The organism is Flavobacterium sp. 9 (assembly GCF_002754195.1).
Classification (GTDB): domain Bacteria; phylum Bacteroidota; class Bacteroidia; order Flavobacteriales; family Flavobacteriaceae; genus Flavobacterium.
Window position 1 is genome coordinate 4,790,410 of the sequence record NZ_PEEU01000001.1, and the last position, 20,770, is coordinate 4,811,179.

A 20,770-nucleotide genomic window follows, 5' to 3' on the forward strand; every position below is an offset into this window, starting at 1 on the left:
GCAGATATAAGTAAAAGTTAACATGAAATCTGCTCAATCTGCCAAATCTGCGAGAAAAAAAATTAGCGTCTTTGCTTGTAATTTTCGTTGCTAGGGTAAAAAAAACTTTGCGATATTAAACCTTTTTTCTTCTATTCGTCAAATACTTTCGAACTGGAGTATCATAAAAATTCATGGTTAAATAAGCGATTCCAACAAGAAGAATTGTTCCAATAATTACAATAAAAGTCAATTGAGTAGTATCTGGTTTATATTTAGTGTAATAATTGGCGAATATCCACATTACGGCATAATGCGTCATGTATAATGGATAAGAAATTTGTCCAAAAAAAACACATATTTTTTTGAATCCTGGTGCCAAAGTTGCTCCAGCTCCTAATACAATTAATAGCGGAAAATAGAGTAGAACAACGATAGGTTCTGTTAACCAATTCCAGTCAGAAAAAGGCATGACAAACGTTGCAAGAAGTAATATCGATAATCCAATAAAACCAAGTTTTGATTTGATAATCCAATTCGAACGATAAATTATCATTCCTGCCAAAAACGAATACGAAATACGTGCACAGCCATCCCAAAAAGTTTCTCCGCTCCATCCGCCCATTAAGGAACCTCCTGCGCGGTGACTGACAAAACAAATTCCGATAGCAGCAAAAACGGTTAATAAAAAGAGCGAACGACGACTTAGTTTATAAAGGAAAAGGGCATAAAAAATATTCGCAATATATTCCCAAAACAAAGACCAACCGGGCGCATTCAAACCAAATATATTGAAATATCGATCTGCCATTACCGGAAACGGAATCAGAAAAACCGAAGCCAAGAATATCAATATCACTTTACCAATTTGATAACTTTCAGGATTACCGCCAAAAGGGTCAAAAAGAAAAGCCAACAAACCTAATACAGAGCCAAAAACAACCAAAGGATGCAACCTGATCAATCTTAATTTGAAAAAATCAGTAATTTTCATTTTTCCAATTCGGTCATGATAAGCATAAGCAATCACAAATCCGGAAAGGCAAAAGAAAAAGTCAACCGCCAGAAAACCATGCGAGATGAAATTTTCTTTTGGAGGATGAACTATTTCCATAAAATGAAAAATTACAATAGCCACGGCGGCTATTCCTCTTAATCCGTCTAGGATTTCAAAATGTTGTTTTGGTTTTAGGGTTTCGGTTTGGGGTTTTGTCATGGTTTATTTAATAGTGTCGCATTTCAATAGTGCTACGGCTTATACTTGTCAATATTGTTAATTAATAAAATAATATTTCAAATTTACAAAAGACTTTGATTTAATACGTTTTTAAGATTGCTATTATCTCTATTTATCTAAATTGAATATTTCCGGAAAAAATTGATAATAAAGAAATGTCAAAATCCATAAAAGAAAAAATAAAACCGAAAGGAATTCGAAGATTTTAAATGTTTTTTCTCTTCTTGTTTTTTCTTTCTTTTGGAAACCAAAATTTGGTGATGAAAAATCAGAATTTAGCTGATGGTTTGTTGTTAAATTTGTCTTTGATTGAATAGTATTCAGACTATTCAAATACTGAGGTTGCGTATTTTGATTCACAAAATTTATAAATTCACGCTTATTTTCATTGTGAAACAACTTTACTTCTTCAATTTTTCTATCTGAATTGATATAATTTATAGCCTCTTTTATCTTTTTTGAAAACTCATAATATTTATTTTCAAGAATATGAATTTGCTTTTTAGAATCCTCGATTTTTTTGCTATTTTCATGATGTAATCTTGAATTTTGCTCAATACTTTCTTTAAGATTTTTAATCGTTGTTTTTTTGTTTTCTTCAAGCTCAGTTATTTCTTTTTCGAAATCATTCAATAATAATTGTAGTCGTTTCTTTTTTTCTTCTCTCAGTATTTGAATTTCATTGTCAAAACCTTCTTCATTGGTTGTTTTATACAAACCTTTGCTGTAAGTAAAATTGGCAACTTCTTCATTATTGGTAAAGAAAATCGTGTCAAAACTGTTTAATAATTCTAATGATTTTTTAAAATTATGCTGCAATTTACTTGTATCCAAAGCAGAGTAAACAACTAAATTAGAATTTGATAAATTGAAGTTCGAAGGTTCATCAAAACCTTTCAGATTAAAACTAAGTTTGTCGAAATCCTGTGGAATATCTGCAGAAAAATTATCCGAATGATTGACCATTATCGTTTTATCATCAACGTTTTTACTAACTAATATCTTGTGAAATTCGTTTAGTTTAGTAATCGTAAGATTTTCTTCGGCAATTTCAGTTGTAAAAAGAATACTGGCGCCAATAAAAGTACCGCCACGATCCGAATTTTGTTCTTTTGCAAAAGAATATTTTGAATAAGCAATTGAATTTAATCCACTTGCTACTTCTTTACGAACAGCATATATTGTACTGTTTTCGACTAGTTTAATTGCATTTGTGTTTAAGTCAAATGTTTTGATTGATTTTGCTACATTTTGATTTCCTACTTTAAAAAAAGATTGTCTAAAACCGTATGGATTTCCAAATGTCCCAAATGCTAACAAATATATATTTTGTGCCATATTGTTTAAAAGCTAAATTTTAATCGTTCCCAGAATGTTCCTTCATAATCTAAGGGATAACCTACCACGCTCTCGTAAAGCCAATTAGATAATACTTCAGCAGGATCTAAATTCAAAAGCGTTATTCTTTCTCCGTCTCCATTGTTTTCAATGTTGCCAATTGTGAAATACGTTTTATTTAATTCATACGAGTTTATTCTGTTGTTTGTTCGGGGTAAACGTTCGTTAATGAAATTTTCTAATTCTTCTTCATTAGAAACATCTGTTCTGCCGGATTTATCCCATTTAGAAACTACTAAAATCACATTTATAGATTTCAGATTCTTACCTTTTCTTTCCAGTTCATCCAGAAATTCGTTTATTAAAGTATCTTCTAAATGTGCCATATCAAAACTAGTCACAATTATAAAAGTCAACGGAATATTAGCATTCAAATAAGCTTCGATACTACTATGATACGTTCCGCCTCGGCTAATATCTTTATGATTTTCGCCCGAAGTTTCCAGAAAAGTCAGGTTAATAGGAGGGACTTTTTTAGATTTATTATTAGGTTCAAATATCAAATCTAATCTGGTTACCTGATCACGTGTTGTTCTGTTTGGTAAAATACCCTGTCTGATATTTTCAAAAAAATCAGTCAGTAAAACTTGTGCTTCTTTTGAATTTGGAGTTCCTAATTTTGGACGTAAAACCCCGGCTTGCGAACTTAAATAATAAAGAATCGAGGAAAGAATAACAGATTTACCGGATTCTCCAACACCAAAAAAGAAAACAAAATTACTGTCTTTGTTTTTTATGTCATTCGTACCGGCATTAGCCAAAGGAACAAAAGTAGATTTCGGCTCATTTTTTGTTTCAAAAGAAATAGGTTTTAATTTGTCATCATCAAAAGACAAAGGCTTTAAAGTGTTGTTTTCGTTAGTCATTTTAAGTAATTTTAGTTTTTTGCAATTAATACTTTGCCACTTCTTTTGTTTCCGTTAAATACACTTGAATGACTGTTACTTCCATTATTTGGTGTAACCAGTAATACAATAATGACGATAACAAAATCTAATAAAACGCATCCCATTAATACAACAAATTGATACATTCCGAAGTTTTTAATCGCGTGGTCAAAAGCAAATCCGATTTTTCCAACATCCTGTGTTTTTGAAATTTCGGGTGTGAATTTAAATTTATCATCGCCCAAAACGGTATGAGCACGATTCCCCAACTTATTATATTCCGTTAATGATTCGTCGATTAATCCCTGAGAGATATCATCTTTTTCTTTTTTAGAAAGCAGTAATAAATCCTGAATCTTCTTGTTCCATTTTAAAACAGCATTATTAATATCTGTTTTTAAAGCTTTTTCTTCAGGAGAAAGATCTGAAATCATGTTGTCAATTTGGCGTCCCATTCTTTCGGCCAAATCATCGTAATCGTTACGAACAGGAGTAAGAAAATCAACTTTTTGTCCCGTTAATTGTTCTATATCTCTTATCAACGATTGCGCTCTGGTTCCCATTCCTTTATTTCCGGGATCTTTTATCTGTTCCATCATTTGTTTTTTCTTAATTTCAATATTTTGGGCAGTTGCTCCATTATATTTATAACTTAACTTCGATTGAACATCAGATTCCAGATTATTAAAACGTTCGTTTATATCCCTTAATTCGGTTGTATAAATATCAGTTCGCATAAATCTTGTATACAAAGCATTAAAATTTGCCATAAAACAAAATGATGCGATAAAAATATAAATGCCCACGAGGCTTGACGTAGAACGACCTTCTATTTTTGCAACTCTTAGCATCCATACTAAAAACAATAATAAAAGGGATAAAACCAAAGCAATTATAAACGATGCAGGACCAAAAATTTGGTCTAGTCCAAGCCAGGTTTGGTAAAAACTTACGCTAATTAATAATATGGCAAGTACTGCCAAAAAGAGATCTGTTGCCTGAATTGATTTTTTACTCATTGTAGTTAATTTTAGAATTAATTATTTGGTCTTAATTAGATTTTTTTAAGGTTTAAAAAGTTTTTCTTCAACCTGATATTCTTTAGAGACAAACTATTTTGGTAAATATTTATCTCAAAAAAATACTTCAAAACCAAAATTGGTCTGAAATATTTATTCAAAACTAACTTCTTCTAATTCAGTTATTTTACGGAAATCCGTAATTTCAATTATTGAGAAAAATTTTACAATGCCAAAAAAAAGATGTTTTTTGCTTTGGATATAGTAGATAATCCGATTTGTGTAGTGCAGAAAAGTCTGTGAATTATTTCTAGTAATTTCTATTGTAGTATTTATATAAAGAACTAAAAAAAGTTGGAGAGTATTTAACAAAAAATGCGCAAAAATCATTTAGACTTTTGCGCATTTTCGGGTTTTATAAAATCGTTTTTAGGCTTATTTAGGCAGTAGATTTTTAAACCTTAAAAATATCAATTTTTTGCATCCAGGGAATTCCTGATTCCAGAAATGTAAGTCTCGTTTTAACGATTTGATCTGTTTTATCACGAGGATTTTTGGTTACAAATCGTGCCGAAGATTTATTAAAATCTAAAGTATATTTTTCGTCAAAATCATCTTTTTTATCCGTCGAAAAAGTGATCATATTGTATTTTCCAGCCCATTTTCCTTTTCCGTATTTGTTTACTTCAGGCGGAATTCCTCCTTGCGTTTTTGTATACGAATGAAATACAAATGTTCCATCTTGATTTAAAGTCAATTTATATTCGATAATATGTTTTCCTTCTTCACTAAGTGAACGCGTATAATCGCCAGCAAAATTGTTGGTTTGTGCAGATAATGCTAAGTTGAAAATAAAAAGTAAAGCAGCAAGTATTAGTTTCATGGGTTTGTTTTTTTGGTTTGTTCTTTATGGTAGTATGGAAAAACCCAAAGGTCGTATCCGTCAGGCACGTATGTTGGACATTTTTCTATTTTGCAAATTTGAAAGGAACGAATTACATCTTCATAAGGAGTTTTTTTATCAAATTTTAAATGAATGCCTTTATTGGGATCTTCTTCGGATATTATTTCTCTTATTTTTAATTGAAAAAGTTTAAAAATTTTATCATCGTATTTTTTATTTCCAATAAGTTTTAATGAAACAATAGATTTTCTTTTGACATATTCTTCTAAAGTAACACCTGTCTTTTTTTCAAAGTCTCTATCTCGATACATAATTTGAGTAGCGTCTTCTCCGAATGTATTGGTTTTTAACATCCATAAAAAACACGCTGAAATGAAAATGATAAGAAATGCACTGTAAAAATAAAACGGTTTTATCTTCATTATTTTGGTTTTTATTACTTCAAAAAAAATAGATTAAGAACTTTTATCAAAAGTAATTCGTTTGAATTCAAATACCTTACGTAAAACCGTAAACAATGTCTTGAAAATGATTATCTCTCGTTAATGTTTATATTAATCCGTTTTTTGTACCAAAAAAAGAGGAAAAATAATAAGATAATTACCTCATAAAAATGTATTTTGAAAGATTAAAATAAGTATATTCGTTCTGTTAAATTTAATTATAACTATCTATAAATGAATATAAAGCAAGCAAATACTATAGACGAAGTAATTCTATTATTGGATGAAATAATCGAAAAGTCAAAACTAGAACAAAGCGCTATAGGCTTATTTGCTACGCTATATCGTGAAGTTACGGTAAAAGTAAAAGAAGGAATCCGAGATGGTTCTTTTCAGAATGGGGAACGAATGGAAAAATTGGACGTTATTTTTGCCAATCGGTATCTAAAAGCCTATTACCAATATAAAGGCAAAGAAAAACCATCTGAATGTTGGGGATTTGCCTTTGAACAAACCGAAAAATACTGGCCAATAGTTGTCCAGCATTTATTGCTTGGAATTAATGCGCATGTAAATCTTGATTTAGGAATCGCTTCAGCCCAAGTTAGTACAGTTGAAGATATCGCGGGTTTAAAAGCTGATTTTGACAAAATAAATGCCATCTTGAGTAATCTCGTTGGAGGCGTTGAAAAATGTTTGATCAAAATTTGGCCAACGCTCACAATGATCCTAAAATGGACAGGCAAAATCGACAACTTCTTTATAGATTTTAGCATGGAAACTGCAAGAGATGGCGCCTGGAAATTTGCCAATGAATTTGTAGCGGTTCCGGAAAACGAAAGAGAATCCTGCACAAAACTAAGAGACGAAAGAATAACCGAAATCGCCCGATTAGTTTCGAATCCGGGATATTTTGTGAGTGCCTTTTTCAAATTTATTCGCTTATTTGAAAGAGGAACTGTCGCTCAAAAAATAATTGATATGCAGATAATCGAAGAAAAAAATATGGAATGTGCGGTTGCTTAATTTTCGAAAAATAACATTAGAAAACAGGAAAAGTTGAGCAGATAATTTGGCATCAAAGCTCTTAAGAAGGAAAGTCTTTTATTTATCTGCAAACACAAACTTTCTAATTAGAACGTTTGTGTTTGCAGACTTTAGTTTGAATTCGAGATTTTATACTTGAATTGTTTTTTAATAATATTCAACGGTATAGTTGGCTGTTGCAGGAGCAGAACCTCCATTTTCATAAGTATTTAGCCAACTTACAGGATATCCGGCACTATTATAGATATGGTCGTATGTTGCAGAACCATAAACAATCATATTATTAGGTGTTATTCCCGTAAATTTATAATTAGGTATTCCATATCTGCATTCTAGATAATAAACGCTTTTATATAATTTTTTAAAGGAATAATAAAACGGATTTTTTTTGTCATCATATTGAAAACGCACAACATAATCAGGATAGTTATAATTGTTTTCTTTATAAGTTATTTGAGTAATGTTATTGTTACTATCGTATAAATATTCTTCTGCCATAGAAGTATAAGTTGTTGTTGGCGTTAATTTTTTTACTCTGATAATTCGCCCTTTATCATCCAAATAGATATCAGAAATTTCAGAATATTTGTTTCCGCCATTATAATTATAGGTATTTGAAATAGTTATTTTATTAGAACCATATGACAACGTTATATTATCTTGAGATCCGGTTTTGGATTGTTTTATTAACCTATTCTTGCTGTCATATTGATATAGATATTCTCCATCACCCATTTGTCTTTTGATTAGTTTACCTGAATTATCGTATTCAAATGTTCCCGAAAACCAATTATAGCCAGTTCCTTTTATTAAATAACCATTACTATATTCGTAGAAAGCATCATAATCAGAAGGAGTAGGAGATGTAGTAGTTTTGTATGATTTAATGTATGCAACATTTTGATCTTCTGCATTATTATCATTATCCGAATCTGAGCTGCAACTAAACAAAAAGATAAGTGAAAGAGAGGAGAATAGAGTAAGTAATTTTGCTTTCATTTTTTTAGATGGAATTATTGTAATATTAATATATTTTCTGCTAAAAGGAAATACTTAAAAAGTGGATGATTTTATTATTTCAAACATACTTACTTTTAATTTACTAACCTTACGTGAAACCGCAAAGCTACTTTGGATCAAGAGTTAGCGCGAGCGTCTCACTCGCGATTACTTTTTTATTTTCTACTTAGAGAATGATTTAGATTTCGTTCACGAGCAGGACACTATTTATATTCGTAAATTCTTATTCTGCCACTGTTTCTATTTTCTTTTACAAATAGTAATTTTTCTTTTGGATAATTTTTTTCTATTTCTAATGTATCATTACAATCAATAATTTTATCATAAGATGGCGAAAATTTTATTAAAAAATTTTCGCTAATTGTTTTCTGGTCTATTTGAATTTTTTTCAATCCAAAGTCAGAATAATTAAAGCTATGGTATAAGTTCTGATTTAATACTTTTAGGTGTCCATTAGGATATAATCTAAAGTCTAGATCAATTTTATAAACTTTTCCGCCGATTTTAAATGGTTCTTTATCATTATTGTCACTTTTGTCAAATTCTTTAACATCATTTAGGTTATGAATTATCCTTCTACTTATATTTTCATTTAAGACAATATATTTTGCGGTTAACTTTGACTTAGGTGGTATTTCAAACTTTCTTTCACAACCAATAAGAAGGAAAAGAAATGCTAGCTTATATAATGTTGTTTTCATGATAAATTATGCTAAGAATTAAAAGAGGAACGGCATCTTATGCTATGCAGATTTACAAATCTTTAATTAAAACGCCTGGATTCATTTTTAAAGATTGAGCAATTTTAAAATATTTATTTATGACGAATATAAAGTTAAAAATTCGAACTCTAATTATTTTTTTGATGCGTTCAGTTTTCGGTTACATGCAACCGATTGTATACGATCCCTTTAAAGTGAATTATTACTTGTAATTTCGTCGTGATGAAAAAGAATGCGAAAAGTGAAAATCCAGTAATAAATTAAAGTAATGGAAATACAACATACAAAAGAAGTCACAGAATTTTTAGAATCAATGAATAGAATAAATAAATTCAAAAAACTAAAGCAAGAAAATATCGGTGATAATTCGTTTAGCGTGAAGCTAAAAGTATCTTGTTATAACGAACTTAATTTAATGGTTTCAAGTCTTCTAAAAGCGAGTATTATTTTACTTAGTGATGACGCCCGAAGTCAGGCAAGTTTTCCATTTAATGAAGCTGATAGTAATGTAATGAATTTGCTTGAAATTGCTTTGCAGCTTCTACCAGAAGAAGAAATGGAATTATTGGATGATTTGCATAAGGTTTATTTGAAGTCTGAGACAGGTTTTGTAAAATAGTGCAACAAGTTAATTTATAATGAATTAATTATTATTCATGTCTTTTTTTTATTTCTTCAATAGCATATTTTGCAGAATGCTTTACATCTCTTTTTCTACTTTTTAAATGTTTTTCTAAAAAAGGTATCGCTTTTAATGTTCCTATTTTATTTAGAGTAGCATTTGTATAAATTATGTTATATACATCATCAGAATTATCAAGAATATCAATTAATGTGTTTTCGGCAATGCTATCAAATGAGTTGTTTAAGGAATGTATAGCGCTGTGCCGAATTAACCATTTGTCACTTTTTGTTGCTTGAATTAAAGGTTGTAAATCTGTCCCGATTGGTTTTTTGATATTTGCAATTCTTTCTAATAGAGCTGAAATTATATATTTATCGGTTTCCTTATTAACGCGGGAAATTAAATGGTCTAAGGCTTTTAAATCATTTGTGTTCTTTGTAATATGACCAAGAAGAAAATACGCACGATCTCGTTTCTTTTTATCTTTTTCATTGTCAATAAATGCAATTAATTGCGGAATGTATTCTGCATTTTCAACATTTTCGGCTTCTCTATAAGCTTTCCAAGAAATTGTTTTGGAACCATCATAACCAGTTTCCATATTACGGTCGCTCCTGTCCAACATTCTGTCAATTATGTCTATTAAGTAATTATTCATTTATTTGAACTTTTTAACTTTAGGTTGTAATTTGTTTTTTATGATCAAATTTGTAGCTTTTTATAAGTAATTCTTTGTAGAATTGAGCTGCTTTTTACGATCATTTGTCAATGCGATTACTATTGCAATGCCACAGAAAAGCAACGCAACAAATGCACGAACAATTTCGTTTCCGCCGCCTGCAGATGGATTTGCAATGGCATCAGGAATATGAAAGAATAGAAAAAACAGTAAAAGCGTAAGTGCTAAAAGAAGCGCAATTGGTTTTATTAGTATTTTAAAAATAATTGAAATGCCGGCAATGACAAGAGCAACGCCAAAAAAATAAGTCCAAAACATTGGTGCAGGTAACCATTTTGGTACCATTGTAGCGATAAAGCTGGCAAAAGCAAAATGACTCAATCCAAATAATATCATTAGAATCGAATAAAAAACGCGCCCACACGGAATAAGTTTTTCTAATAATGATGTGAAATTCTTTTTGCCACCAGTAGAACTGTTCTCTGTAAATGATCCCGCCATTACAAACGCTCCGCCACTATAGGTTAATTCTTCGAGAGCATTTATCCAAACCTGAAAATCCGGAGTTTTATCTGCACTAAGCATTATAATATAAGGCAAATGAGAAGTGATAATTGCAACAAGAAAACCAAAACCTAAATAAAGACATATTTTTTTTGTGTCTATAGATTTAATTTTAAATAATCCCGAAATAATAATTCCCGCAAATATCAAAGCTATTCCGGTAAGAATGGGGAAGATAACATTTTCATGAGCCCAAGCCGGAAACGGAGATAAAATCTCTGAACGAAAATTTTTGATAATAATTTGATGAATCCCCAAAGCAACAACACCGATACCATAAAATGCACGGCCAATTTTAATAAGTTTTTCCATTAGTGGTTTAGTTAGAAAAAATGATTAAAGAATAGATTTTGGCAATTATCAAATATATAAATTAATTCAGAAAATACTTGTTTAAGGTTTTGGTTTTTTATCATAGTATTGAGTTAACTAAGAACACTTCATGGAATAGGGCGGGGTTGAGAGCTCTTTAAAAGTCAAACATTCCTTTTCTATCACTGTAAGAGTGTAAATTGAAAAATGCGAAGTGTTCCCACTCTGGATTAATTTCATCTGAATAAAATCTACATTTCAAGTCATTTGTCAAAAATTCAATACTTATTGAATTTATATCAATATCGTAACATTCAGAATATGTAGAATGAGCCGGACTAGGAAATGTTTCTTTAAATTTTTCATTATATTCGGGCTTGAAATACCTAATAAGAGCAGCTTCAGTGAAATTTATTTCCTGTTGTTCATTTATTTTTTTTTCTAAGACATTGTAAATTATATTGTCGGAATGCTTTTGGTCGTTAATTTTTTCTTGATCAGATAATTTCATTTTTCCGTCAAAACTCATAATTAACCATTGCTTAAATGTGAAAAGACCAAGTATAACATCTTTATCAGGGTTGTTTTTGTTTACTTCTTCAAAAATTGATTGCATTGTGGAATGCGTCTTAAGTCTGTCAGGAGCTGTTCTTGCTCCTTCTTCCCCATAAGACTGTCCTATATATAGAACTTTGAAATCTAAGTTTTTGTAAAATGTTCCAATTTTACCTGGTCCTATAGATTGAAGTAATCCAGGTCCATTAGTATGGATTATCTGTTTTTCTCCTTCAAATATTTTGAAAGAAAAATATGGATATTTACTTTCAAATCTTAAGTCTTTTGATTTATTATAGTTAGGAAAATTTAACTCAAGTTCTTCAAATTTATCCTGAATTTGTGCTTTAAATTTTATTGTGAAAGAATTTTCATCAAACTTAAAACCATTTTTATCTACTGTTATTTTAGGTCGAGTTCCTATAAAATAAATATGGCACGGATGGTCATTATTAAAATAATTTTGTTCCGTTAAATAGTCCAATTCACTTAGTCTACAAATGGCTTTTCTGTCCGCTTGCATATTAAGTGCAAATTCTGATAAATGTTTTCTTTTTGACATTGTATTACTAATTAGTTATGTAAGATATTATTTGTATTTTTGAAATGCCTGTGACTCATAAAAAAAATACTGATCCGAAGCCTCCTGACTTTGCACTGCTGCTGTATTATTTCTCTTTGTGGCTTATTAGAGTGGGAACAAAACAAAGAAACTTCGTACAGAGATAAAGATAATTAGGACACTTGGAGTGGCAAATTCTAAATTATAGCTATCTAAAAACTCAAATCTTTCCAATGTATATAGTTCTTATTTGCCTTTTGGACCAGATGGTGGTTTGCTTTCCATTCGTGGAGTTGTTGGTTTTGGTTTGTCAGAACTGAAAGTTTTTTTTTCTCCTTTTTGGCTTGGCTGTTTTCCTTGGTTTGGTTGCTTTTTTTCCATAGAAATAGTTTTAAAAATTTGCTTTTTCAATTATTATATCGTGTTTATTAAATGATAAATACACTTCTGGAATCGAATATATTTCTTCACAATTTATGTATGTATATACAACTACTTCAGCCAATCTAATTTCTGAAAAGGTTTCAGATTCTGAAAATGATTTTACCCATCCGTGATATGTTAAATTATTTTTTATATCTCTTACATATACATAATCAGTATTTGATGAGTTTAGAAATCTTGAAAATAAATTCTCATCACCATATTTATTTGAAATACCAAGTTTTTTAGCAATTTTAGAAATGATCTTTTTATTTTCAATTCGGCTTATTAAAAAGGCTAAAATTACGGCAACAACTGAAGAAAATCCTATTTCGTTATAAGGAATTTTCTGTGAGTCGGTTAATTGGTTCCAGATTGACAATTCTTCTATAAATGAATCAGAAAAAATATTTAAAATATTCAGGAATAATTGCAAAATAATGAAAGAAAAAGCACCAAATAAAATTGAATACAAAACAAATTTAAAACTATCCCATTGTTTGTGTAAAATTAGTTTTCCGAAAATCAATGTTGCAATTGCTCCAGGGAGCAAAAGAATGATTAATTTAACTGTTAATTCCGACATTTGTTAATATTAAATTAGATTGATATGTTATGAAATTTATATATGATGTTAATATAATTTATTATTTCACCTAATTGTGCAGATTTACAATCCGTCCCCGCAAAGATTAAATTTTAGTTTTTTGCTTTCAGATTTCATATTCTAATCTCACAGTTGTGGGCATGCAAATCTACAATATTGAAGTTTTTTATTGTCTTGCAGATGAACTTCCACCTCCAAATGCTCCAATTCCTATGATAAATCCAAGCCAATAAGTAAATCCAGTATTATGTTCGGCGTAAATTCCAATGTTGAAACCAAATAGTTTTCCGATTATAGAAAAAACAATAATAATTCCGTGCCAAATACCTGAAAAGAAACCAGATTCATTAGATTCATAATGGTTTGGGGCACAGGAAGAGAGGCTCATTACAAAAAACAATAGAATTAGTACATTTGTAATTTTTTTTACTTTCATTTTATTTTTGTTTATATATCATTATTTAACTTCTTTCAGCTTGTGTTCACGAGCGAGACGCTAGCGCTAGAGGCGCCATCTGAGTATTTAAAATTTGGATTGCATTTACGAGAGCGACGTTCGTGACAGCTATTAATAAATTAGAATCTTTTAAGCTTCTGCTCTTTTTCCATTTTTTTTCTGTCATCTTCCAACATTTGCATGTTTTCCATATTAAAATTAATTTTTTTATTTTCTCTAATATAAATGTCAAAATCAAATATTTCTATTTGATCATTAATTACAGTTTCGCAATATTTATTGATTTTAAAATCAAAAGTTAGCATTGCTCGAATTCTATTTTCCTCAGAAGCAAAAAAATATTGTAAAAATGTATTCAAATATTTTTTAAGTTTTACATTTTTACAAGCATTAGGGGTTTTCTTCTCTTCTGATTTATGTCCTTTTCCTTTGTATTTTTCAAGAATAATATTTCTGTAATCTTTATTTAGGCTTGCCCTTATAAAATATAACTTATCATTGTAGAATTTAAGCAGAACGTTTTTAATAACAATATTGTCAGTTTTATAACTAGGAATAAATATTACTTCTGTAGAGTCATTTACCGAAGCTACTTCGAGATTATACCAACTTTTCACATTTTTATAATCTGGTTTTAGCTCATAAGCAAATATATCTCCTGCATATTCTTCATTAAGATCTTCATATTTAACTATATGATTTTGATATTCATTTTCATCCTCTATAATCGACGTAATTGAAGCATATGAAGGCAATATCCATTTTAAATCAGAAGTACTTGTCGAATTTATCTCGAAGTCGCCAATTCTTGTTGGACAATCTTGTGCATTTGAATAGATTCCAATAAAAATTATAAATAGAAAATATTTCATAAGTATGCTTTTTAAAATTTATTTAACTTCCTTCAGCATCGTAAGTAATTCTGGAATTTTGCTTACTTGAGATTCCGTCCAGAAATAATGTTCATTATCTGTCGAGCCATTATCTTTTAAATAGATAGATATTCTTCTTGAACTTTTTCCAATATAGAAACTGAATGTAATTTCTCTGGAATTAAATATATAAGTTACCGATTGGTTTGTTTCAGTTTTGTCTTTTAAATTTGGAATGACATATTGTTCTATGAAAACTATAAATTCTTCAACTTCATTTAAATCAATCCATGAGGATTTGAAATAATTACCACTTCTTCCTGCAGATTGATATGCCGCTGTCATGTCCATTTGCAATGATTTTACCTTTTTGTTTGATTTCAAATCAATTGCTTCGACCGGAAAGAAAGAAACTACTTCGCCAAGTCCAGACCTAAATTCTGCCTTCACGTTCCAATCTTTATTTATCTGCGTTATTTCAGCGTTTTCTATAAATTGTCTAGCTTCAGAATTTGGTTTTTCTTTTTGGGCATTGCTTATTGTTATAATTGAAAGCATTAAGAGCGAAATTATTATTTTGATAGATTTCATTTTTATATTGGTTTAGTTATTATTGATTCATCTTCTTTAGCAAAACTAATTCCTCTTCACTTGTATATTTTACGGAAATCCATAAGTGTAAATTGATTATGTGAATTTTTATAAAAACAAACATCGTTTTTAATTTAAACTATTCAGCAAGTAAAAACACCTGATTTTTGCTGAAAGTAGATTAGTTTAATTTAATATATAACATTTTTGTTATATAACATAAATGTTATATCTTTGTCCGATCTGATTAAGAAGAAATCTAAAAACATTTAAATACCACAAATAGGGAAAACGACCGACGTATTTGTTAATTTAAATTAAATCAGATGGCTTCAGTAAATGAGTTGTTGAAACTTCTCAAGAAAGATGGTTGGTTTCTTTATAAAAATGGTGCAAACCATGATTTGTATCGGCATGCAACAAAACAGAATCAACTTACAATCCCGAGACATGGGAGTAAAGAAATGGCAAATGGCACTTTAAACAGTATTTTGAAAGCAGCAGGACTTAAATAATTCTACAGCTTTTTACAATTTAATTCAGACGAATATGAATACAGAAAAAAGGGTAATTTCAGTTATTATTGAAAAAACTTCTACAGGTTTTTCGGCTTATGCAAGAGAAATTGATGGATTAGCTACCATAGGAAGTACTATATCTGAAATAAAAGAAAATTTTAACGAAGTCCTTCAATATCATGTAGAATATCTACAGGAAAAAGGTGAAAAGGTTACAATCGCTGATTTCGATATTAGTTATCAAGTAGATTTAGAACAAGTGTTTGATTATTTTAGTGTAATCAACAAATCAGCTTTTGCAGAGCATTATGCAGGAATAAATCAAAGTTTATTTAGACAATACACTAAAGGTTTAGCAACTTTGTCTAGTGACAAAATGTTGCAGATTTCTAAAGGATTACACAAATTAGCAGATGAGTTAAGTGATCTGACTTTGGTTTAAGGCATTATTATTATTATTATTATTATTATTATTTAAATTGTTTTTGGAGTTTGATTGGAAATAAAAGCTAATTAAAAACCGAAAAGCCCTAGCCCTGATAGAAGCGTTATCCTTTTACTGGCTTCTTTAGCCAGGAAAAGATACAAGCGTCCCGAAGCTTCGGGAGCAGGAAACAGCTCCAAAAAAGATATAACAAATAGGCAGTTCCGATAATTATCGAGATCCAAAAAACGATCATAATTCCACTAAAAATTAGCCTTAAAAAACTCAAAAGGTTATTGATAGAATTTTAAACAAAAATTTCGTAATTTTGCACTCCAATAAAAGGAATTAGAAAATGTTAGATAGACTTCAAATAGTAAAACAACGTTTTGACGAGATTTCGGATTTGATTATCCAGCCGGATGTTATTTCTGATCAGAAACGTTATGTGCAATTGAATCAAGAGTACAAAAACTTGAAAGCATTGGCTGAAAAGCGTGATGAATATGTGCTTTTGATGGCTAATATAGATGAGGCAAACGAAATTATTGCTGACGGAAGTGATGCAGATATGGTCGAAATGGCCAAAATGCAACTAGATGAAGCAAAAGAAAGATTGCCGGAACTTGAGGAAGAAATCAAGTTTATGTTGATCCCTAAAGATCTTGAAGATGCTAAAAACGTGATGGTCGAAATTCGTGCCGGAACGGGTGGAGATGAAGCGAGTATTTTTGCAGGAGATTTATTTAGAATGTATACTAAATATTGTGAGAATCAGGGTTGGAGAACTTCTGTGGTAGATATGAACGAAGGAACTTCCGGAGGTTTCAAAGAGGTTATTTTTGAAGTTTCGGGAGAGGATGTTTACGGAACTTTGAAGTTTGAAGCTGGTGTTCACCGTGTACAACGTGTTCCTCAGACTGAAACACAAGGTCGTGTGCATACATCTGCAGCTACTGTAATGGTTTTGCCGGAAGCAGAAGAGTTTGATGTGCAAATTGATATGAACGATGTTCGTGTTGATTTCTTCTGTTCGTCTGGACCTGGAGGACAATCTGTAAATACGACGAAATCTGCTGTACGTTTAACGCACATTCCAACTGGATTGGTGGCGCAATGTCAGGATCAGAAATCGCAACATAAAAATAAAGACAAAGCGTTGAACGTTTTACGTTCTCGTTTGTACGAACAAGAATTGGCTAAAAAAGAGGCTGAAGATGCTACAAAACGTACTTCTCAGGTGAGTTCTGGAGACAGATCGGCTAAGATTCGTACTTACAACTACGCACAAGGTCGTGTGACAGATCACAGAGTTGGTTTGACACTTTACGATTTAGGAAATATCATGAATGGTGACATTCAGAAAATTGTTGCCGAACTTCAATTGGTTAACAATATGGAGAAATTGAAAGAAGCTTCGGAGGTTTTTTAATTTTAAGGTTCTGAGGTACTGAGTTGCTGAGGTTCTAAGTTTTAGGAACAAAGGCTCAAAGGGACAAAGGCTTTTGCCATCTATGTAAATATAAAATATCCTGTTTCACTAATTGTGAAACAGGATATTTTTTTGATGACAATAATAAAAACATAGCCAGTGGTTTCAACCACTGGAACGCAATAATAGTCAAAGTTGCAAAGGTTCAGAGGAGCAAAGGGACAAAGGTTTTTCGTAGAGATGCACAGCAGTGCATCTTATCAAGGAATTTTATTATATGAAAATCCCCTGTTTCACCAATGTGAAACAGGGGATTTTTTGGTTCAGACAAAGTCTGGTTGTGAGCTTGCAAAGAAACCTTTGTTCCTTTGCACCTTAAAAAAAAACATAGCCAATGGTTTTAATCATTGGAACGCAATATATTCATTCTCAAAATACATTATAAATATTCATCACTATAATGTATTCTCATAATCCGTTTCCCAAGGTTGAAACCTTGGGCTATGGTTGAAATTAGAATGAACCCAAATTGATTTTTAATATTTCATTCATATCATTTTTCCTTAGAGCCTTAGCTACTCAGTGCCTCAGAGCCCTAAATGAAAAGCCCCTGTTTCACCAATGTGAAACAGGGGCTTTTTTTGGTTCAGATAAAGTCTGGTTTTAAGTTTACAAAGAAACCTTAGAACCTTACTGACTCAGTACCTCAGAACCTCAATAAAATATATAGTGAAGGATATTAACTGTTTAACCGTTTGTCTACAAGAAACGTATAAAGCAAGTTAGATACCTAGAAATACTCGCGTAAATTCAAAACATTTATATAGATTAGAGTACATGTACACACCGTTCTTTAATACTATATCGGTTAGTTTCTTTTCCATAATACATAAAATTTAGGTTAGACAATTACTCTTTGATGATTCTTGTTATTATGCTTCCTCTTTTGATGATTCATGTGGTTTTGAAACTAAATTGGTCACGACAAGCTGTAACAACGATCCGAAGATATTCTTGAATGTCGAAGTACTTTTGCCTACCACAAATCTTTTTGCGAGATAACCAATTCCGATGCTAATAGCAGATTGTGCCAAATTGCTTTTAAAGCCCACAGTTTCGTTAATTTCCTCGACTGTGTTTCTGATGAGGTTTAGAGGTTTTAGATTATCTTTAATCTCATCGATTTCGTCTTTAATAGCGCACCATTCTGCATCCTGTCGGATTTCCAGTTGTTCGATCATCTGATTTAATGAATCAATAGTATAAACAGTTTCCATAACAGTCTTTTTTAGTTTTATCAATTAGTTTCAATCAGTTTTTGGTTTCTCTTTTTTAGTTTCTTTTAGAATACTGGTAATAATCATATTACCAATAGGAGTTTTAATCAGTTTGTGCTGCGTTTTGAGCATCACAATGGCAACAATTAAGTAAAAAAGCGCCATGATAAAAAAACCGTAATAATACTCTCCAAGTTCTTTTCCAATCCATAAACTAATCCCAATATTCAGGAACAAGGTAAAAAATGCAACAACAGCGCCTACTGCGATCTTTGATGTCAATGTCGATAAAACATCGGCTGATGTTGATACCGTTTTGAGTTTAATTAATTCTAAACTCGTTTTGGTATAATTTTCTGCTTTCTCATAAAGATTTAAGTTCTCGTTTGTTGTTGCATTTGATTCCATGATAGAGGGTATTTATGGTTTAAAAAGTTCACTTTTAATAGTTCGTTTTTACAGTTTTTGCTTCGTCTTTAATAGTGTTGAAGTCTTCTTTTGCCTGATTAAATTTTGCTTTTCCTTCCTCAAGGATATCTTTACCATTTGAAGTAATTGTGCTTACAATTCCGTCAAATTTGGCTTTTGCTTTATCTCCGTAATCTTTTGATTTATCTGAGATTTTTTTTCTTGTATTCACTCCTTTGTCCGGTGCAAATAAAACTCCTAAAAATGCTCCTGCAGCTGCAGCTCCTAAAATTCCTAAAATGGTGTTACTCGTTTTCATAATATTTGATTTTAATAGATTAATATAAATTATTTAATAGTTTGTGATTTTTAGATTTCGCGACCTTTGATTAGTCTGAATAGTATTGCGATTATGGCAATTACAAGCAGAATATGAATAATGCTTCCCAGGCTGTAAACAAAGAATCCTAAAGCCCACAGAATAACAAGTATTACTGCGATTGTATATAATAAATTAGACATGGTTTCTATCTTTATGGTTAATAATTAATTCTTGTTTTTAATTTAATTTATACGAAAGGTATAATGTCAAATTGCTGTTTTTTGCATCCGGAAAAGTATAAGTTGTTCCTGCAACAGTTCTTTCTTTTCCAACGGTAGTTAAACCGTAATTGTAACGTAAACCAATGCTTATTGGGTTAAAATCTACTCCAACACCTGCTGCTAAACCAGCATCAAATTTGTTTAAATCATCAGTGTCAACTTCCTGATCGAAGTTAAAATCTCCGTCACCTGTAACTTTAGAACTTACTAAGTAAGAAGCATAACCACCGGCATGAACGTTGAAGTTTTTAGTGATATTAACTCTTACCAATAAAGGAACTTCGATGTAATTTAATTTGAATTTCGCATTTCCGCTTGCTAAAGCATTGTTGTAATCCAGTTTAGCACCTTTTGTAGTAAACAAAATCTCTGGCTGAATTGCTATAAAATCCGAAATAGGCAATGTGGCATAAACTCCGGCGTTAAAACCGTATAATACATTATTGTCATCAGCTTCACTTTGATAAAGGTTAGACATGTTAAATCCCCCTTTTACACCAAATTCGGTGTTGACATTATTGTCCTGAGCGTGCAGCATTCCAAATGAAGCTGTTAAAAAAAGGGTTAAGGCGCATAAAAAATTTGAGTGCAATTTCATAGTTAAAAAATTTAGTTAATTAATAGTATCGGCGTTTAGATATATTCTTTGTTAATTCGCTCCGTTTCCCTCAAGAGCTCATATTGTCCAGGTAAATACTGTAATACCAATTTTAGAATTGTTTTATCGTTTGTTTCTTTTGATATCGATTCAAACAAATCTATTTGTTCGTTCAAAGATTGAGACATTGAGTTTAGATATGCTTTCTTAAAAGCGTCATCTGTTACATCAATAAGATCATAAAGATCTCTTTTGTGAGTCGCATTTATTTCGGTTATAATGATTAGCTTTTTATTGGCTATTTTATTTACTTCCTCTAATAAATTGCTTTGAGTTAACTCAATCTTTTTACTTAATTCCTGTATTTTAATTTCTGAACTTTTTTGTTGTGCAATTTGACTTTTCGAAATAATAGTTTTACTCACATTTGCCGTTGCAATAAAAAAAAAGGCTTCAATTTCTTCTTTTTCATTTTTTGTAAAAGCTTCATTTTTCAAAGTTGTTTCTATTGGATTAGTTTTTCTGCAAGATGCCATACAAACTATTATAATCAATAAAAAAACGGCTTTAATAAATGCTGCTTTTAAGGGGGGAATTGCTTTCATTA

General features: G+C 30.7%; 27 protein-coding genes. 5 read left to right on the plus strand and 22 right to left on the minus strand.

Features of this window, described 5'->3' with window-relative positions:
• Positions 1 to 115: 115 nt before the first annotated feature.
• From CLU81_RS19900 to CLU81_RS19930, 6 genes are all read right to left on the minus strand, one after another.
• On the minus strand, positions 116 to 1,195 hold the full coding sequence (locus CLU81_RS19900) for an acyltransferase (protein WP_099711388.1): 1,080 nt from the start codon (positions 1,193 to 1,195) through the stop codon (positions 116 to 118).
• A 129-nt stretch (positions 1,196 to 1,324) separates the two neighbouring features.
• Complete coding sequence (locus CLU81_RS19905; protein ID WP_099711389.1) at positions 1,325 to 2,554, minus strand: hypothetical protein; 1,230 nt, start codon at positions 2,552 to 2,554, stop codon at positions 1,325 to 1,327.
• A gap of 5 nt (positions 2,555 to 2,559) precedes the next feature.
• Positions 2,560 to 3,480, minus strand: a complete 921-nt coding sequence (locus CLU81_RS19910) for a hypothetical protein (protein ID WP_099711390.1) — start codon at positions 3,478 to 3,480, stop codon at positions 2,560 to 2,562.
• Between the two features lie 11 nt (positions 3,481 to 3,491).
• Complete coding sequence (locus CLU81_RS19915) at positions 3,492 to 4,520, minus strand: hypothetical protein (RefSeq protein ID WP_099711391.1); 1,029 nt, start codon at positions 4,518 to 4,520, stop codon at positions 3,492 to 3,494.
• 454 nt (positions 4,521 to 4,974) lie between these two features.
• On the minus strand, positions 4,975 to 5,403 hold the full coding sequence (locus CLU81_RS19925; protein WP_099711393.1) for a hypothetical protein: 429 nt from the start codon (positions 5,401 to 5,403) through the stop codon (positions 4,975 to 4,977).
• Positions 5,400 to 5,777: a hypothetical protein gene (locus CLU81_RS19930; RefSeq protein ID WP_099711394.1), complete on the minus strand. Its 378-nt coding sequence runs from the start codon at positions 5,775 to 5,777 to the stop codon at positions 5,400 to 5,402. The genes CLU81_RS19925 and CLU81_RS19930 overlap by 4 nt, the downstream gene beginning before the upstream one ends.
• Before the next feature lie 324 nt (positions 5,778 to 6,101).
• Here CLU81_RS19930 and CLU81_RS19935 point away from each other — a divergent pair, with 324 nt between their 5' ends.
• The gene (locus tag CLU81_RS19935; protein WP_099711395.1) at positions 6,102 to 6,893 is read left to right on the plus strand and encodes a DUF5995 family protein; all 792 of its coding nucleotides are present in this window, start codon (positions 6,102 to 6,104) and stop codon (positions 6,891 to 6,893) included.
• Between the two features lie 168 nt (positions 6,894 to 7,061).
• Here CLU81_RS19935 and CLU81_RS19940 read toward each other — a convergent pair whose 3' ends face one another.
• Together CLU81_RS19940 and CLU81_RS19945 are read right to left on the minus strand one after the other, a co-directional pair.
• On the minus strand, positions 7,062 to 7,913 hold the full coding sequence (locus tag CLU81_RS19940; RefSeq protein WP_099711396.1) for a hypothetical protein: 852 nt from the start codon (positions 7,911 to 7,913) through the stop codon (positions 7,062 to 7,064).
• A 224-nt stretch (positions 7,914 to 8,137) separates the two neighbouring features.
• Positions 8,138 to 8,635: a hypothetical protein gene (locus CLU81_RS19945; protein WP_099711397.1), complete on the minus strand. Its 498-nt coding sequence runs from the start codon at positions 8,633 to 8,635 to the stop codon at positions 8,138 to 8,140.
• A gap of 334 nt (positions 8,636 to 8,969) precedes the next feature.
• On the opposite strand from CLU81_RS19945, the gene CLU81_RS19950 reads away from it, so the two are divergent.
• A complete protein-coding gene (locus CLU81_RS19950; RefSeq protein WP_144444530.1) occupies positions 8,970 to 9,275 on the plus strand; it encodes a hypothetical protein in 306 nt (101 codons plus the stop codon).
• A gap of 31 nt (positions 9,276 to 9,306) precedes the next feature.
• On the opposite strand, the gene CLU81_RS19955 is transcribed toward CLU81_RS19950, so the two are convergent.
• From CLU81_RS19955 to CLU81_RS19985, 8 genes are all read right to left on the minus strand, one after another.
• On the minus strand, positions 9,307 to 9,939 hold the full coding sequence (locus CLU81_RS19955; RefSeq protein WP_144444531.1) for a HEAT repeat domain-containing protein: 633 nt from the start codon (positions 9,937 to 9,939) through the stop codon (positions 9,307 to 9,309).
• A 60-nt stretch (positions 9,940 to 9,999) separates the two neighbouring features.
• Complete coding sequence (locus tag CLU81_RS19960) at positions 10,000 to 10,836, minus strand: DoxX family membrane protein (RefSeq protein ID WP_099711400.1); 837 nt, start codon at positions 10,834 to 10,836, stop codon at positions 10,000 to 10,002.
• A 157-nt stretch (positions 10,837 to 10,993) separates the two neighbouring features.
• Complete coding sequence (locus CLU81_RS19965) at positions 10,994 to 11,953, minus strand: hypothetical protein (RefSeq protein WP_099711401.1); 960 nt, start codon at positions 11,951 to 11,953, stop codon at positions 10,994 to 10,996.
• Positions 11,954 to 12,199: 246 nt separating this feature from the next.
• Complete coding sequence (locus CLU81_RS27255; protein ID WP_255410525.1) at positions 12,200 to 12,334, minus strand: hypothetical protein; 135 nt, start codon at positions 12,332 to 12,334, stop codon at positions 12,200 to 12,202.
• Between the two features lie 10 nt (positions 12,335 to 12,344).
• Entirely contained in the window at positions 12,345 to 12,962 is a 618-nt protein-coding gene (locus CLU81_RS19970) for a hypothetical protein (protein ID WP_099711402.1), read from the minus strand.
• Positions 12,963 to 13,149: 187 nt separating this feature from the next.
• Positions 13,150 to 13,419 (minus strand): hypothetical protein, encoded by a 270-nt coding sequence (locus tag CLU81_RS19975; protein ID WP_144444532.1) that lies wholly within the window; start codon positions 13,417 to 13,419, stop codon positions 13,150 to 13,152.
• A 140-nt stretch (positions 13,420 to 13,559) separates the two neighbouring features.
• Complete coding sequence (locus tag CLU81_RS19980; RefSeq protein ID WP_099711404.1) at positions 13,560 to 14,312, minus strand: hypothetical protein; 753 nt, start codon at positions 14,310 to 14,312, stop codon at positions 13,560 to 13,562.
• An 18-nt stretch (positions 14,313 to 14,330) separates the two neighbouring features.
• Positions 14,331 to 14,903: a hypothetical protein gene (locus CLU81_RS19985; RefSeq protein WP_144444533.1), complete on the minus strand. Its 573-nt coding sequence runs from the start codon at positions 14,901 to 14,903 to the stop codon at positions 14,331 to 14,333.
• A 326-nt stretch (positions 14,904 to 15,229) separates the two neighbouring features.
• Here CLU81_RS19985 and CLU81_RS19990 point away from each other — a divergent pair, with 326 nt between their 5' ends.
• From CLU81_RS19990 to prfA, 3 genes are all read left to right on the plus strand, one after another.
• Positions 15,230 to 15,418: a type II toxin-antitoxin system HicA family toxin gene (locus tag CLU81_RS19990; protein WP_055098392.1), complete on the plus strand. Its 189-nt coding sequence runs from the start codon at positions 15,230 to 15,232 to the stop codon at positions 15,416 to 15,418.
• A gap of 34 nt (positions 15,419 to 15,452) precedes the next feature.
• The gene (locus tag CLU81_RS19995) at positions 15,453 to 15,863 is read left to right on the plus strand and encodes a type II toxin-antitoxin system HicB family antitoxin (RefSeq protein WP_099711406.1); all 411 of its coding nucleotides are present in this window, start codon (positions 15,453 to 15,455) and stop codon (positions 15,861 to 15,863) included.
• A gap of 337 nt (positions 15,864 to 16,200) precedes the next feature.
• Complete coding sequence (gene prfA / locus CLU81_RS20000; protein WP_099711407.1) at positions 16,201 to 17,277, plus strand: peptide chain release factor 1; 1,077 nt, start codon at positions 16,201 to 16,203, stop codon at positions 17,275 to 17,277.
• Positions 17,278 to 18,209: 932 nt separating this feature from the next.
• On the opposite strand, the gene CLU81_RS20005 is transcribed toward prfA, so the two are convergent.
• The 6 genes from CLU81_RS20005 to CLU81_RS20025 are packed head-to-tail and all read right to left on the minus strand — an operon-like array spanning position 18,210 to position 20,768.
• Entirely contained in the window at positions 18,210 to 18,554 is a 345-nt protein-coding gene (locus CLU81_RS20005; RefSeq protein ID WP_099711408.1) for a hypothetical protein, read from the minus strand.
• Positions 18,555 to 18,584: 30 nt separating this feature from the next.
• The gene (locus CLU81_RS20010; RefSeq protein ID WP_099711409.1) at positions 18,585 to 18,962 is read right to left on the minus strand and encodes a hypothetical protein; all 378 of its coding nucleotides are present in this window, start codon (positions 18,960 to 18,962) and stop codon (positions 18,585 to 18,587) included.
• Between the two features lie 34 nt (positions 18,963 to 18,996).
• Complete coding sequence (locus tag CLU81_RS20015; protein ID WP_099711410.1) at positions 18,997 to 19,281, minus strand: YtxH domain-containing protein; 285 nt, start codon at positions 19,279 to 19,281, stop codon at positions 18,997 to 18,999.
• A gap of 50 nt (positions 19,282 to 19,331) precedes the next feature.
• A complete protein-coding gene (locus CLU81_RS26670) occupies positions 19,332 to 19,484 on the minus strand; it encodes a lmo0937 family membrane protein (RefSeq protein ID WP_116753248.1) in 153 nt (50 codons plus the stop codon).
• Positions 19,485 to 19,521: 37 nt separating this feature from the next.
• Positions 19,522 to 20,163 carry a porin family protein gene (locus CLU81_RS20020; protein WP_099711411.1) on the minus strand — a complete coding sequence of 214 codons (642 nt, stop codon included), beginning with the start codon at positions 20,161 to 20,163 and terminating at the stop codon, positions 19,522 to 19,524.
• A 35-nt stretch (positions 20,164 to 20,198) separates the two neighbouring features.
• The gene (locus tag CLU81_RS20025) at positions 20,199 to 20,768 is read right to left on the minus strand and encodes a DUF4142 domain-containing protein (RefSeq protein WP_099711412.1); all 570 of its coding nucleotides are present in this window, start codon (positions 20,766 to 20,768) and stop codon (positions 20,199 to 20,201) included.
• Between the last annotated feature and the right edge of the window lie 2 nt (positions 20,769 to 20,770).